The organism is Streptomyces sp. NPDC041191, from assembly GCF_055591945.1.
Genome location: NZ_JBVIZC010000001.1, coordinates 228418 through 241741, shown reverse-complemented (window position 1 = coordinate 241741; position 13324 = coordinate 228418). Strand labels below are relative to the sequence as shown.

18 protein-coding genes are annotated in these 13324 nt (G+C 74.4%); 17 read left to right on the top strand and 1 reads right to left on the bottom strand.

Annotation, left to right across the window (positions count from 1 at the left end; genetic code table 11):
* Position 1 precedes the first annotated feature (1 nt).
* The 10 genes from hisD (at position 2) to ACZ6AQ_RS01030 (ending at position 7697) form a co-directional block, all read left to right on the top strand.
* Positions 2-1354 carry a histidinol dehydrogenase gene (hisD, locus tag ACZ6AQ_RS01075; protein WP_468756540.1) on the top strand — a complete coding sequence of 451 codons (1353 nt, stop codon included), beginning with the start codon at positions 2-4 and terminating at the stop codon, positions 1352-1354.
* Positions 1351-2457 (top strand): histidinol-phosphate transaminase, encoded by a 1107-nt coding sequence (locus ACZ6AQ_RS01070; RefSeq protein WP_468756539.1) that lies wholly within the window; start codon positions 1351-1353, stop codon positions 2455-2457. Before hisD ends, ACZ6AQ_RS01070 begins: the two co-directional genes overlap by 4 nt.
* Positions 2454-3047, top strand: coding sequence for an imidazoleglycerol-phosphate dehydratase HisB (gene hisB / locus ACZ6AQ_RS01065; RefSeq protein WP_468756537.1), 594 nt, complete (start codon positions 2454-2456; stop codon positions 3045-3047). Before ACZ6AQ_RS01070 ends, hisB begins: the two co-directional genes overlap by 4 nt.
* Before the next feature lie 2 nt (positions 3048-3049).
* Positions 3050-3214, top strand: a complete 165-nt coding sequence (locus tag ACZ6AQ_RS01060) for a hypothetical protein (RefSeq protein ID WP_388691510.1) — start codon at positions 3050-3052, stop codon at positions 3212-3214.
* Positions 3211-3861, top strand: a complete 651-nt coding sequence (gene hisH / locus ACZ6AQ_RS01055; protein ID WP_468756535.1) for an imidazole glycerol phosphate synthase subunit HisH — start codon at positions 3211-3213, stop codon at positions 3859-3861. Before ACZ6AQ_RS01060 ends, hisH begins: the two co-directional genes overlap by 4 nt.
* Positions 3858-4586 (top strand): bifunctional 1-(5-phosphoribosyl)-5-((5-phosphoribosylamino)methylideneamino)imidazole-4-carboxamide isomerase/phosphoribosylanthranilate isomerase PriA, encoded by a 729-nt coding sequence (priA, locus tag ACZ6AQ_RS01050; RefSeq protein WP_388691515.1) that lies wholly within the window; start codon positions 3858-3860, stop codon positions 4584-4586. The genes hisH and priA overlap by 4 nt, the downstream gene beginning before the upstream one ends.
* On the top strand, positions 4583-4996 hold the full coding sequence (locus tag ACZ6AQ_RS01045) for a RidA family protein (RefSeq protein ID WP_468756533.1): 414 nt from the start codon (positions 4583-4585) through the stop codon (positions 4994-4996). Before priA ends, ACZ6AQ_RS01045 begins: the two co-directional genes overlap by 4 nt.
* Positions 4993-5748, top strand: a complete 756-nt coding sequence (gene hisF / locus ACZ6AQ_RS01040; protein ID WP_468756531.1) for an imidazole glycerol phosphate synthase subunit HisF — start codon at positions 4993-4995, stop codon at positions 5746-5748. The genes ACZ6AQ_RS01045 and hisF overlap by 4 nt, the downstream gene beginning before the upstream one ends.
* Before the next feature lie 117 nt (positions 5749-5865).
* Positions 5866-6453, top strand: coding sequence for an ArsR/SmtB family transcription factor (locus tag ACZ6AQ_RS01035; protein ID WP_468756529.1), 588 nt, complete (start codon positions 5866-5868; stop codon positions 6451-6453).
* Positions 6450-7697 carry an MFS transporter gene (locus tag ACZ6AQ_RS01030; protein ID WP_468756527.1) on the top strand — a complete coding sequence of 416 codons (1248 nt, stop codon included), beginning with the start codon at positions 6450-6452 and terminating at the stop codon, positions 7695-7697. Before ACZ6AQ_RS01035 ends, ACZ6AQ_RS01030 begins: the two co-directional genes overlap by 4 nt.
* A gap of 3 nt (positions 7698-7700) precedes the next feature.
* Here the strand turns inward: ACZ6AQ_RS01030 and ACZ6AQ_RS01025 are convergent, their stop codons facing one another.
* Positions 7701-8336 carry a TIGR03085 family metal-binding protein gene (locus tag ACZ6AQ_RS01025; protein ID WP_388691528.1) on the bottom strand — a complete coding sequence of 212 codons (636 nt, stop codon included), beginning with the start codon at positions 8334-8336 and terminating at the stop codon, positions 7701-7703.
* Positions 8337-8419: 83 nt separating this feature from the next.
* On the opposite strand from ACZ6AQ_RS01025, the gene hisI reads away from it, so the two are divergent.
* The 7 genes from hisI (at position 8420) to trpM (ending at position 13208) form a co-directional block, all read left to right on the top strand.
* Positions 8420-8770 carry a phosphoribosyl-AMP cyclohydrolase gene (gene hisI, locus ACZ6AQ_RS01020; RefSeq protein WP_356543510.1) on the top strand — a complete coding sequence of 117 codons (351 nt, stop codon included), beginning with the start codon at positions 8420-8422 and terminating at the stop codon, positions 8768-8770.
* Between the two features lie 11 nt (positions 8771-8781).
* Entirely contained in the window at positions 8782-10284 is a 1503-nt protein-coding gene (locus tag ACZ6AQ_RS01015) for an anthranilate synthase component I (RefSeq protein WP_468756525.1), read from the top strand.
* A 22-nt stretch (positions 10285-10306) separates the two neighbouring features.
* Complete coding sequence (locus tag ACZ6AQ_RS01010; protein WP_468756524.1) at positions 10307-10954, top strand: TIGR02234 family membrane protein; 648 nt, start codon at positions 10307-10309, stop codon at positions 10952-10954.
* 136 nt (positions 10955-11090) lie between these two features.
* Positions 11091-11345, top strand: a complete 255-nt coding sequence (locus ACZ6AQ_RS01005; RefSeq protein WP_468756522.1) for an HGxxPAAW family protein — start codon at positions 11091-11093, stop codon at positions 11343-11345.
* A gap of 206 nt (positions 11346-11551) precedes the next feature.
* A complete protein-coding gene (locus ACZ6AQ_RS01000) occupies positions 11552-11965 on the top strand; it encodes a DUF2752 domain-containing protein (RefSeq protein WP_468756521.1) in 414 nt (137 codons plus the stop codon).
* A 141-nt stretch (positions 11966-12106) separates the two neighbouring features.
* On the top strand, positions 12107-12916 hold the full coding sequence (gene trpC, locus ACZ6AQ_RS00995; RefSeq protein WP_468756519.1) for an indole-3-glycerol phosphate synthase TrpC: 810 nt from the start codon (positions 12107-12109) through the stop codon (positions 12914-12916).
* Between the two features lie 64 nt (positions 12917-12980).
* Positions 12981-13208, top strand: a complete 228-nt coding sequence (gene trpM / locus ACZ6AQ_RS00990) for a tryptophan biosynthesis modulator TrpM (protein WP_468756517.1) — start codon at positions 12981-12983, stop codon at positions 13206-13208.
* Positions 13209-13324: the final 116 nt, after the last annotated feature.

The following is a 13324-nucleotide window of genomic DNA, read 5'->3' as shown; positions in this document are numbered from 1 at the left end:
CGTGATCTCTCGAATCGATCTGCGCGGCGAGGCCCTTCCCGAGGGTTCCGCCCTGCGCGACCTGCTGCCCCGTGCCGAGTTCGACGTGGAAGCCGCCCTGGAGAAGGTGCGGCCGATCTGCGAGGACGTACGGCATCGCGGCGCGGCGGCGGTGATCGAGTACGGCGAGAGATTCGACGGCGTGCGGGTCGGGTCCCTGCGCGTCCCCGCCGAGGAGCTCGTCCGCGCCCTCGACGAGCTGGACCCGGCCGTCCGCGCCGCCCTGGAGGAGTCCGTCCGCCGCGCCCGCCTCGTCCACCGCGAGCAGCGCCGCCCCACCCACGTCACCCAGGTCGTCCCCGGCGGCACCGTCACCGAGAAGTGGATCCCCGTCGAGCGCGTCGGGCTGTACGTGCCGGGCGGCCGTTCCGTCTATCCGTCCTCCGTCGTGATGAACGTCGTCCCGGCCCAGGAGGCCGGCGTCGAGGGCATCGCCGTCGCCTCGCCCCCGCAGAAGGAGTTCGGGGGCCTGCCGCACCCGACGATCCTGGCCGCCTGCGCCCTGCTCGGGGTGGACGAGGTCTACGCCGCCGGAGGTGCCCAGGCCGTCGCCATGTTCGCGTACGGAACCCTCGACGGCGCCGGCACGGCCGACGAGCCCGGCTGCGCCCCCGTCAACCTGGTCACCGGCCCCGGCAACATCTACGTGGCCGCCGCCAAGCGCCTCCTCAAGGGCCGCGTCGGCATCGACGCCGAGGCCGGGCCCACCGAGATCGCGATCCTCGCGGACTCCACCGCCGACCCCGTGCACGTCGCCGCCGACCTCATCAGCCAGGCCGAGCACGACCCGATGGCCGCCTCCGTCCTCGTCACCGACTCCGAGGAGCTGGCCGAGGCCACCGAGGCCGAGCTGAAGACCCAGGTCGCCGCCTCCAGGCACGTGGACGACCGGATCGTCCCCGCCCTGGCCGGCCGCCAGTCCGCGATCGTCCTCGTCCGCGACCTCGCGGACGGCCTCCGGGTCGTGGACGCGTACGGCGCCGAGCACCTGGAGGTCCAGACCGCCGACGCCGCCGCCGTCGCGGACCGCGTCCGCAACGCCGGCGCGATCTTCGTCGGCCCCTGGGCCCCCGTCTCCCTCGGCGACTACTGCGCCGGCTCCAACCACGTCCTGCCCACCGGCGGCTGCGCCTGCCACTCCTCGGGCCTCTCCGTGCAGTCCTTCCTGCGCGGGGTGCACATCGTGGACTACACGCGCGACGCCCTCGCGGACGTCGCCCACCACGTGGTGACCCTGGCGGAGGCCGAGGACCTGCCGGCCCACGGCGCGGCGATCAAGGCCCGTTTCGGGTGGAAGGTGCCGGAGGGCAAGTGACCGGGATCGACGACCTGCCCGTCCGCGACGAACTGCGCGGCAAGACCCCCTACGGCGCCCCCCAGCTCGACGTCCCCGTCCAGCTGAACACCAACGAGAACCCGTACCCGCTGCCCGAGCCGCTGGTGGCCCGGATCGCGGAACGCGTCGCCGAGGCCGCCCGCGGCCTCAACCGCTACCCCGACCGCGACGCCGTCGAACTGCGCACCGAGCTGGCCCGCTACCTCACCCGCACCGGCGGGCACCCGGTCGCCGCCGAGAACGTCTGGGCGGCCAACGGTTCCAACGAGGTCCTCCAGCAGCTGCTCCAGACCTTCGGCGGTCCCGGCCGCACCGCGATCGGCTTCGAGCCCTCGTACTCGATGCACGCCCTGATCGCCCGGGGCACCGGCACCGGCTGGATCTCCGGACCCCGGAACGACGACTTCACCCTCGACGTGGCGGCCGCGCGGAAGGCGATCGCCGAGCACCGCCCGGACGTCGTCTTCGTCACCTCGCCCAACAACCCCACCGGCACCGCCGTCGGGGCCGACATCGTCCTCGCCCTGTACGAGGCGGCCCAGGCGGCCGGCCCCTCGATGGTCGTCGTGGACGAGGCGTACGTCGAGTTCAGCCACCACGCCTCGCTGCTGCCCCTCCTGGAGGGCCGCCCGCACCTGGTGGTCTCCCGGACCATGTCCAAGGCGTTCGGCGCCGCCGGACTCCGCCTCGGCTACCTCGCCGCCCATCCGGCCGTGGTCGACGCCGTCCAGCTGGTCCGCCTCCCGTACCACCTCTCCGCCGTCACCCAGGCCACCGCGCTCGCCGCCCTGGAGCACACCGACACCCTCCTCGGGTACGTCGAGCAGCTCAAGGCCGAACGCGACCGGCTGGTCACCGAGTTGCGGGCGATCGGCTGCGAGGTCACGGAGTCCGACGCCAACTTCGTGCAGTTCGGGAGGTTCCCCGACGCCCACGCCGCCTGGCGGAGGATCCTCGACCGGGGCGTCCTGGTCCGGGACAACGGCGTACCGGGGCGGCTGCGGGTCACCGCGGGCACCCCCGCAGAGAACGACGCGTTCCTCGACGCGGTCCGTGAAGTGATGAAGGAGCAGGAACGATGAGCCGCGTAGGCCGCGTTGAGCGCGCCACCAAGGAGACCTCCGTCGTCGTCGAGATCGACCTCGACGGCACCGGAAAGGTCGATGTGTCGACCGGGGTCGGCTTCTACGACCACATGCTCGACCAGCTCGGCCGCCACGGTCTGTTCGACCTCACCGTGAAGACCGACGGCGACCTGCACATCGACACGCACCACACCATCGAGGACACCGCCCTCGCCCTCGGCGCCGCCTTCCGGCAGGCCCTCGGGGACAAGGTCGGCATCTACCGCTTCGGCAACTGCACCGTCCCCCTGGACGAGTCGCTCGCCCAGGTCACCGTCGACCTCTCCGGCCGCCCGTACCTCGTGCACACCGAGCCCGAGAACATGGCACCGATGATCGGCTCGTACGACACGACGATGACCCGCCACATCTTCGAGTCCTTCGTCGCCCAGGCCCAGGTCGCGCTGCACGTCCACGTCCCGTACGGGCGCAACGCCCACCACATCGTGGAGTGCCAGTTCAAGGCCCTCGCCCGTGCCCTCCGCTACGCCTCCGAGCGCGACCCGCGCGCCGCCGGCATCCTCCCCTCCACGAAGGGCGCCCTCTAGTCGTGAACGGCCTCTCCACCGTCCTGATCGTCGTCGGACTCTTCCTGCTCGGCGGCATCTACTCCTTCGCCAAACAGAAGATGCCCAAGGGCCTGATCGTGCTCCTCTCCCTCGGCGCCGCGATGTGCCTCGCCGCCGGTGTGGTCCGTCTGGACGTGTGGGCATGAGCGCGGCCGGAAGCCCCAGGAAGGTCGTCGTCTTCGACTACGGCTTCGGCAACGTGCGCTCCGCGGAGCGCGCGCTCGCCCACGTCGGCGCCGACGTCGAGATCACCCGCGACTACGAGACGGCGATGAACGCCGACGGGCTCCTCGTCCCCGGCGTCGGCGCCTTCTCCGCCTGCATGAAGGGGCTCAGGGAGGCCCGCGGCGACTGGATCGTCGGCCGCCGCCTCGCCGGCGGCCGCCCCGTCATGGGCGTCTGCGTCGGCATGCAGATCCTCTTCGCCCGGGGCATCGAGCACGGCGTGGAGACCGAGGGGCTCGACGAGTGGCCCGGAACCGTCGAGCCGCTGGACGCCCCCGTCGTCCCCCACATGGGCTGGAACACCGTCGAGGCCCCCGCGGACAGCGAGCTGTTCGCCGGGCTCGACGCCGACGCCCGGTACTACTTCGTGCACTCCTACGCGGTGCGCGCGTGGTCCCTGGAGGTCGGCAACCCCAACATCCGCGCGCCCAGGGTCACCTGGGCCACCCACGGCGAGCCGTTCGTCGCGGCCGTCGAGAACGGCGCCCTGTGGGCCACCCAGTTCCACCCCGAGAAGTCCGGCGACGCCGGAGCCCAGCTCCTCACCAACTGGATCGGAACCCTGTGAGCACCCTCGAACTCCTCCCCGCCGTGGACGTCCGCGACGGCCGGGCCGTCCGCCTCGTGCACGGCGAGTCCGGCACCGAGACCTCCTACGGCTCCCCGCTCGAAGCGGCCCTCGCCTGGCAGCGCTCCGGCGCCGAGTGGCTGCACCTGGTCGACCTGGACGCGGCCTTCGGCACCGGCGACAACCGCGAGCTGGTCGCCGGGGTCGCGGGGGCCATGGACATCAAGGTCGAGCTCTCCGGCGGCATCCGCGACGACGCCTCGCTCGCCGCCGCCCTCGCCACCGGCTGCACCCGCGTCAACCTGGGCACCGCCGCCCTGGAGACCCCCGAGTGGGTCGCCAAGGTCATCGCCGAGTACGGCGACAGGATCGCCGTCGGCCTCGACGTGCGCGGCACGACCCTGCGCGGCCGGGGCTGGACCCGCGACGGCGGCGACCTGTACGAGACGCTCGCCCGGCTCGACTCCGAGGGCTGCGCCCGCTACGTCGTCACCGACATCGCCAAGGACGGCACCCTCCAGGGTCCCAACCTGGAACTCCTGAAGAACGTCTGCGCGGCCACCGACAAGCCCGTCGTCGCCTCCGGCGGGGTCTCCTCCCTGGACGACCTGCGGGCCCTGTCCGGCCTGGTCCCGCTGGGCGTGGAGGGCGCGATCGTCGGCAAGGCGCTGTACGCGGGGGCCTTCACCCTCGAAGAGGCGCTCGAAACGGTGGCCCGGTCATGACGGGGGAGCTCCGCAGGATCGCCACCGGCGCCCCCTGGGAGGACCAGTTCGGCTACTCGCGCGCGGTGGAGCTGCCCAACGGCCTGGTCCTGGTCTCCGGGTGCACCTCCGTGGTCGGCGGCCAGATCGCCGAGGGCGGCCCCTACGAGCAGTCGGTCAACTCCTTCCGGGTGGCGCTCGACGCGCTGGGACGGCTCGGCCTGGGCGCCGAGCACGTCGTCCGCACCCGGATGTACCTCACCCACGCCCGGGACATAGAGGAGGTCGGCCGCGCCCACAAGGAGCTGTTCGAGGACGTGCGCCCGGCAGCCTCCATGATCATCGTCTCCGGCTTCGTCGACCCCAGCCTGGTCGTGGAGGTCGAGGTCGAGGCGTACCGCCCCCAGGGGCAGGGGGGAGAGGGCGCGTGAGCCTCGCCGTACGGGTCATCCCCTGCCTGGACGTGGACGACGGCCGGGTCGTCAAGGGCGTCAACTTCCAGAACCTGCGGGACGCGGGCGACCCCGTCGAGATGGCCCGGCTGTACGACGCCGAGGGCGCCGACGAGCTGACCTTCCTCGACATCACCGCTTCCTCGGGCAACCGGGAGACCACCTACGACGTGGTGCGCCGCACCGCCGAGCAGGTCTTCATCCCGCTCACGGTCGGCGGCGGCGTGCGGTCGGCGCAGGACGTGGACAAGCTGCTGCGGGCGGGCGCCGACAAGGTCGGCGTGAACACCGCCGCCATCGAGCGCCCCGAGCTGATCCGGGAGATCGCGGAGCGCTTCGGCCGCCAGGTGCTCGTCCTGTCCGTGGACGCGCGCCGCACCGCGACCGGCTCCTTCGAGGTCACCACGCACGGCGGCCGCAGGGGCACCGGCATCGACGCCGTCGAGTGGGCGCACCGCGCCGCCGAACTGGGCGCGGGCGAGATCCTGCTCAACTCGATGGACGCGGACGGCACGAAGGACGGCTACGACACCGGGATGATCGCGGCCGTGCGCGAGCACGTGACCGTGCCGGTGATCGCCTCCGGCGGCGCGGGCAGGCTCTCCGACTTCCCGCCGGCCGTCGCGGCGGGCGCGGACGCGGTGCTCGCGGCCTCCGTCTTCCACTTCGGCGACCTGCGGATCGGTCAGGTCAAGGAGACGCTGCGGGAGGCGGGCCACCCGGTCCGCTGAGATCTGGTTCCGCTTCTCGGAAGGGCCCCTGCGGGGGCCCTTCTTCGCGCCAGAACGTGCAACATTCATTTCGCAATTTTAGTTGCGCAACTTTTCTTTCATACCTAGGGTCGGGGCATGACCTCACCGGAGCACCGCCGGATCACCGACCTCGGCACCCTCAAGGCCATCTCGCACCCGCTGCGCATGCGCCTCTACCGCGCCCTCTTCACGGCCCGCACCGCCACCGCGTCCCAGCTCGCGGACCAGGTCGACGAGGCCGTCTCCCTCGTCAGCTACCACCTGCGCAAGCTCGCGGACCACGGCCTCATCGAGGAGGCCGAGGCCCGGTCCTCGGACGGCCGCGAGCGCTGGTGGCAGCCCAGTTCCTACGGCTTCGGCATCCACGACGAGGACATGCGCGACGCCCCCGAACTCGTCGCCGCGAGCACCGCCTTCAGCCATACGGTCGAGGAGCAGCGCAACGCGATGTACGCCCGCTTCCTCGACGAGCGGCACACCTGGTCCGACGCGTGGCGCGCCGCCTCCACCGGCTCCGAGTGGCTGCCCCGCCTCACCGCCCCCGAACTCGCCGCACTCGCCGCCGAACTGGACGCCGTCGTCAGGAAGTACGACCAGCGGGCCCGCGCCGCCGAAGAGGCCGGCGACACCGGGGGCCGCGAGAACGTCGCCGTCCACATCCACGGCTTCCCCTACCGCCCGTGACCGCCGCCGTCCTCGCCGCCGCCCCGTCGCGGCCCGCCCACCGCGACCCCCGGGTCCTGCGCTGGCTCGGCGCCTACACCGCTTCCACCCTCGGCGACAGCGTCTACCACCTGGCCCTCTCCTGGGCCGCCGTCCGCGGCGGCACCCCGGCGGAGGCGGGACTCGTGATGGCCGTCTCCGCCGTGCCCCGGGCCCTGCTGATGCTCGGCGGGGGAGTGGCCGCGGACCGCTTCGGCCCCCGCCGGGTCGTCATCGCCTCCGACGGCGCCCGCTGCCTCGTCGTCCTCGCCCTGGCCGCGCTCGTCCTGGTCGCCGCGCCCGCCCTCTGGGTGCTCGCCGCCGTCGCCCTCGTCTTCGGCGTCCTCGACGCCCTCTTCCTGCCCGCCGTCGGCGCCCTGCCGCCCCGGCTGGCCGCGCGCGACCAGCTCGCCCGCGTCCAGGGCATGCGCGGCCTCGGCCAGCGCGCCGGGGCCGTCCTCGGCGCCCCGCTCGGCGGCCTCGCGGTCGCCCTCGGCGGACCGGGCGGCGCGTTCGCGGCCGCCGGGGCGCTCTTCGCGCTCTCCCTGCCCCTGCTGCTCGGCCTGCGCCTGAACCCGCTGCCGGCCGACGCCGAGGCGCGGACCGGGAAGAACACCGCCCTCGGCGACCTCACCGACGGCCTGCGCTACCTGCGCGGCCACCGGACCCTCGGGCCCCTCATGATCGTCATCGCGCTCGGCGACCTCGGCTTCGTCGGCCCGCTCAACGTCGGCCTCGCGCTCCTCGCCGACCAGCGCGGCTGGGGCGCCTCCGGCATGGGCTGGGTCCTCGCCGGCTTCGGGACGGGCGCGGCGGCCTCCTCGCTGCTGCTCGGCGTCAAGGGCCGGGTCCCGCGCGCCGGAGCCGTCCTCGGCCCGACCGCGGTCCTCGGCGCCGTCTCGATCGGCGCGCTCGCCCACGCCCCGCTGCTGCCGGCCGCCGTGCTCCTCGCGCTCTCCGTCGGCCTGCTCGCCGGGCTCTCCGGAGCACTGGCCGGCGCCCTCCTCCAGACCGAGTGCGACCCCGCGTACCTCGGCCGCGTCTCCGCCGTCGCGAGCCTGTGCAGCCTGGGGCTCGCCCCGCTGAGCTTCCCGCTCACCGGGGCCGCCGTCGGCCTCTGGGGCCCCGGCCCGGTCTTCGTCGTCAGCGCCGCCGTCTGCGCCCTGTCGGGCGTGTACGCCCTCGCGGTCCCGGCCCTGCGCCACGCCGAACTGCCCCGGGGCTGATCCTCAGATGCCGAGCCGCTTCGTCTCCCGCAGCCGCTCGATCGCCTCGGGCTCGCCCTCCAGGGCCACCTTCGCCGCCGACTGGCGCCCGTACAGGTACATCGTCAACTCGCCCGGCTCCCCGGAGGCCGTCACCACCGGGGTGCCCTTGCGGGCGACCACCGTCTGGCCGTCCGGGCGGCGCAGCACCAGCCCCGCCGGGGCCTTGCGGCCCAGAAGACGGGCCGAACGCTCCAGACGGGACCAGAGGACGTCCGCGAAGACCGGGTCGAGCTCACGGGGCGACCAGTGGGGCTGCGCCCGCCGCACGTCCTCCGCGTGCACGTAGAACTCGACCACGTTCGCCCCCTCGTCCACCTGCTTGACGGCGAAGGGCGAGAACTTCGGCGGACCCGTCCGGATCAGCCGGATCAGCTCCTCGTACGGCTTGTCCGCGAACTCCGCCTGCACCCGGTCCCGGCGGTCCTTCAGCGCCGGTACGAGCGAACCGGCCGCCGCGTCCGGGCGGCGCTCCCGCACCACCACATGGGCCGCGAGGTCCCGGGTCCGCCAGCCCTCGCAGAGCGTCGGCGCGTCCGGACCGGCCGCTTCCAACAGATCAGCCAGCAGAAGCCGTTCACGTTTGGCATGGGTCGACATGTCCGCCAGCCTACGGCGGACGCCGGCGGTCCGCCCAGTGGACGCCCCGCCGGCCACCGCCCCGGGCGCGGCACAATGGCGCCATGAGCAGCAACCTCGACCCGGCCCTCTCCGCCCGGCTCAAGCGCAGCCCGGACGGGCTCGTCCCCGCCATCGCCCAGCAGTACGACACCGGCGAGGTGCTGATGCTCGGCTGGATGGACGACGAGGCCCTGCACCGCACCCTCACCACCGGCCGCTGCACCTACTGGTCCCGCAGCCGGGGCGAGTACTGGGTCAAGGGCGACACCTCCGGCCACGTCCAGCACGTCAAGTCCGTCGCCCTCGACTGCGACGCCGACACCCTCCTCGTCAAGGTCGACCAGGTCGGAGCCGCCTGCCACACCGGCGCCCGCACCTGCTTCGACGCCGACGTGCTCCCCGTGTCCCAGTAAGGTCCCGTGCCATGGACCTCGAGACCTTCCGCAAGCTGGCGGCCGACCGCCGCGTCATCCCCGTCGGCCGCAGACTCCTCGCGGACGGCGACACCCCGGTCGGGCTCTACCGCAAGCTCGCCGCCGAACGCCCCGGCACCTTCCTCCTCGAATCCGCCGAGAACGGGCGCTCCTGGTCCCGCTACTCCTTCGTCGGGGTCCGCAGCGACGCCACCCTGACGGTGAAGGACGGCGAGGCCCACTGGCTCGGCACCCCGCCCGTCGGCGTCCCCACGGACGGCGACCCCCTCCGGGCCCTGCGCGCCACCGTCGAGGCCCTCCACACCCCCCGCGACCTCGCCGCCCTGCTCGACGGCGGACCGCCGCCCTTCACCGGCGGCATGGTCGGCTACCTCGGCTACGACATCGTCCGCCGCCTGGAGCGGATCGGCGAGCACGCCCGCGACGACCTGGAACTCCCCGAGCTGACCATGCTCCTCACCAGCGACCTCGCGGTCCTGGACCACCGGGACGGCACGGTCCTCCTGATCGCCAACGCGATCAACCACAACGACCTGGAGACCGGCGTCGACGAGGCGTACGCGCACGCCGTCGCCCGCCTCGACGCGATGGAGGCCGACCTGGCCCGCCCGGTCGCGGCCGCCCCCACCGCCCTGCCCGCCTCCGAACTGCCCGCGTACTCGGCCCTCTGGGGCGGCCGGGCCTACCAGGACGCCGTCGAGGACATCAAGGAGCGCATCCGGGCGGGCGAGGCGTTCCAGGTGGTGCCCTCGCAGCGGTTCGAGACCCCCTGCACTGCCTCCGCGCTCGACGTCTACCGGGTCCTGCGGGCCACCAACCCCTCCCCGTACATGTACCTCTTCCGCTTCGAGAACGGCTTCGACGTGGTCGGGTCCAGCCCCGAGGCCCTGGTCAAGGTCGAGGACGGACGGGCGCTGCTCCACCCCATCGCCGGCACCCGGCGCCGGGGCACCACCCCGCAGGAGGACCACGACCTCGCCGAGGAACTGCTCGCCGACCCCAAGGAGCGCGCCGAGCACCTCATGCTCGTGGACCTCGGCCGCAACGACCTCGGCCGGGTCTGCGCGCCCGGCTCCGTGGAGGTCGTGGACTTCATGTCGGTCGAGCGCTACTCCCACGTCATGCACATCGTCTCCACCGTGACCGGCCGGGTCGCGCCGGACCGCACGGCCTTCGACGTCCTCACCGCCTGCTTCCCCGCCGGGACGCTCTCCGGCGCCCCCAAGCCCCGCGCCCTGCAGATCATCGAGGAGCTGGAACCCTCCCGGCGCGGCCTGTACGGCGGATGTGTCGGTTATCTCGATTTCGCCGGCGACGCGGACACCGCCATCGCCATCCGCACCGCCCTGCTCCGCGACGGCACCGCGTACGTGCAGGCCGGAGCGGGCGTCGTCGCCGACTCCGACCCGGCGGCCGAGGACGAGGAGTGCCGCAACAAGGCCGCCGCCGTCCTCCGGGCCGTCCACACCGCCAACCGGATGAACGGCTCCTGAGCCCGTGGGGGATAGTGGGTACGTGAGCGCCGTACCCGTACCCGCACCCCAGCCCCGGGCCGCCCGCGCGGCCGCCCCCTCCGGCAGCCGTCGCAGCCTGGCCGCGGCCCTCCTCCTCGGCGCCCTCGGCGCCACCGTCGTCCTGCTCTCCGCCGGACAGACCTGGGCGGAGGGCACCGCGTCCGTCGGCGGCGGCAGCGTCCCCGTCGAGGCCGACGGCGGCACCGTCACCGGCGTGCCGACCGCCCTCGCGATCGTCGGTCTCGCCGCGCTCTTCGCCGTCTTCGCGGTCCGCCGCACCGGCCGCGCCCTCGTCTCCGCACTCCTCGCGCTGAGCGGCGCGGGCGCCGTCCTCGCCGCCCTCCTCGGCGCCTCCGACCGGGCCGCCCTGGACGCCGAGGCCGCCCGGATCAGCGGCGACACCTCCGCCGCCGTGGCCGGCCTGACGCACACCGCCTGGCCGTACGTGACCGCCGCGGGCGCCGCCCTCCTCCTGCTCGCCGGCCTCCTCGCGCTCCGCTTCGGCGGGAGCTGGCCCGCCATGGGCGGCCGCTACGAGCGGACCGGCGCCCCCCGCGCCGGGCGCGCGACCCCCGTCACCGACCCGGACCGGCCCGAGGACCTGTGGAAGGCCCTGGACCGCGGCGAGGACCCCACCCGCGGCGCGTGACCCGGAGGCCGGCCGCGACGCGTGATCGTCCCGGCACCCCCGATTCACCCTCGCGACCCCGCGTGCGGGACAATGAGCGCCGAGTGTCCGCGCACGCGAGACCTCACCACCGAGCAACAGCAACGAGGAGCAACTCATGGCGGGCAGCGCCCACGGACACACCCCGGCCGCCTGGACCGGTGTCATCATCTCCTTCATCGGCTTCTGCATCGCCGGGGTCTTCATGGTGGCCGCCAACGTGCCCGGCTTCTGGGCGGGCCTCGGCGTCGTCCTGCTCGGCGGCGTCGTCGGCGGGGCGATGAAGATCGCGGGCCTCGGCATGCCGAAGGAGTCGGCCGACGTGGCCGCCGCCCGCGAGGCCGCGACCACCTCCGCGCGGGCCCGTCACTGACACCGCTCCGCGCACCCGAGGGCGCAACCCGGCACGGCCGGGCTGCGCCCCCGCGCGTCAGGGGCGAGAATCACCGCGTGGACCCGCACCCGACACCCGAGCCAGCGACCGGCCCCGCCCCGCGCACCCGGTCGGCCGAACCCACCGGCACGAATACCGGAAACCCCGGGACGGCCGCCGCCGGACCCCGGCCGGGCACCGGTTCCGTGCCCCCGCCGCCCCCGTCGCGGGCGCGCCGGCTCCTCGCGCCGGCGGGGACCGTCGCCGGAGTCGTCGCGGCGTTCGCGTACGTCGGAGCCGTCGACCCCAACGAACCCGGGCACTACCCCGTCTGCCCGCTGCTCCGTCTCACCGGCGTCCACTGCCCCGGCTGCGGCGGGCTCCGCAGCGCCCACGCCTTCGCCCACGGCGACCTCCCGGCCGCCCTCGGCTCCAACGCCCTCGCCGTCGCCGGCTACGTCCTCTTCGCGGTCTTCGCCGCCGTGTGGCTGGTTCGCGCCTTCCGGGGACTGCCCACGCGTCCCACGGTCCCCCCGGCCCTGTGGTGGGCGGCCGGAACCGTCCTCGTCGTGTTCACCCTGGTCCGCAACCTCCCCTTCGGCTCCGCGCTGGCCCCCTGAGGCCCCGCCGGGCCCCGGCGGAACGTCCCAGCACGTGGGACGCGACTCCGGCCGATGCGGGCCCGGGGCCGTCCTGCGGATAGGATCGATGTGGCTGAACCCGCTTCATCACCACCACCGTCCCGGAAGGGGGCCCCTCGCGTGAGTGTGCTCGACGAGATCATCGAAGGCGTCCGCGCCGACCTCGCAGAGCGGCAGGCGCGGGTCACCCTCGACGAGCTCAAGGAGCGCGCCGCCAGGGCGCCGCGGGCCAAGGACGGCGTCGCCGCACTGCGCGGGGACGGCGTCAAGGTGATCTGCGAGGTCAAGCGCTCCAGCCCGTCCAAGGGCGCGCTCGCCGCGATCGCCGACCCGGCCGCCCTGGCCGCGGACTACGAGGCGGGCGGCGCGGCCGTCATCTCCGTCCTCACCGAGGAGCGCCGCTTCGGCGGCTCGCTCGCGGACCTGGAGGCCGTCCGCGCCAAGGTGGACGTCCCGGTCCTGCGCAAGGACTTCATCGTCACCGCGTACCAGCTCTGGGAGGCCCGCGCGTACGGGGCGGACCTCGCGCTCCTCATCGTCGCCGCCCTGGAGCAGGAGGCCCTCGTCTCCCTCATCGAGCGGGCCGAGTCCATCGGGCTCACCCCGCTGGTCGAGGCGCACGACGAGGAGGAGGCCGAGCGCGCCGTCGAGGCGGGCGCCCGCATCATCGGCGTCAACGCCCGCGACCTCAAGACCCTCAAGGTCGACCGCTCCACCTTCGAGCGCGTCGCCCCCGAGATCCCCGCGCACATCGTCAAGGTCGCCGAGTCCGGCGTCCGCGGCCCGCACGACCTCATCGCCTACGCCAACGCGGGCGCCGACGCCGTCCTCGTGGGCGAGTCCCTGGTGACCGGCCGCGACCCGAAGACCGCCGTCGCGGACCTCGTCGCCGCCGGCGCCCACCCGGCCCTCCGGCACGGCCGGAGCTGACCGGACCGTGACCCCCCGCCGCGACACGCCGACACCCCCGGGCGCCGCCCGGGGGAACGCCGCCGTGCCGCCGGCACCCGGGCGCCGCGCCCGGCTCCGCACCGCCGCCGCCCCCCTCCCCGCGCACGCCCCCCTGGCCCGGGGCTGCCGCCCGCGCGGCTGCCGCGCACCCGCCCGCCGGGTCCTCGGCCGCCGGGTGCGGTACGTGATCGGCGACGAGCCCGGCCAGGTCAACGGCATGCGATGGCGCCCGCGCCCCTCGCGCGCCCTCACGCACGGCGACACCGTCTAGGACGTGTTCCCGGAGTCCCCGCCCGCCCTCCCCGGCGGACGGGGCCACCGCCGCACACGTCCCGGCCACGGCGTTCCGGCCCGGTCTCCCGCACCTCCGTCCGCCCCGCCCTCCCG

Coding starts and splice junctions, on each gene's coding strand:
- ACZ6AQ_RS01005 (WP_468756522.1), top strand. CDS start 11,091: ATGGCGGGCAGCGCCCACGGACACACCCCGGCCGCCTGGACCGGTGTC.
- ACZ6AQ_RS01045 (WP_468756533.1), top strand. CDS start 4,583: ATGACGGGGGAGCTCCGCAGGATCGCCACCGGCGCCCCCTGGGAGGAC.
- ACZ6AQ_RS01035 (WP_468756529.1), top strand. CDS start 5,866: ATGACCTCACCGGAGCACCGCCGGATCACCGACCTCGGCACCCTCAAG.
- ACZ6AQ_RS01025 (WP_388691528.1), bottom strand. CDS start 8,336: ATGTCGACCCATGCCAAACGTGAACGGCTTCTGCTGGCTGATCTGTTG.
- hisH (WP_468756535.1), top strand. CDS start 3,211: ATGAGCGCGGCCGGAAGCCCCAGGAAGGTCGTCGTCTTCGACTACGGC.
- ACZ6AQ_RS01015 (WP_468756525.1), top strand. CDS start 8,782: ATGGACCTCGAGACCTTCCGCAAGCTGGCGGCCGACCGCCGCGTCATC.
- hisB (WP_468756537.1), top strand. CDS start 2,454: ATGAGCCGCGTAGGCCGCGTTGAGCGCGCCACCAAGGAGACCTCCGTC.
- hisI (WP_356543510.1), top strand. CDS start 8,420: ATGAGCAGCAACCTCGACCCGGCCCTCTCCGCCCGGCTCAAGCGCAGC.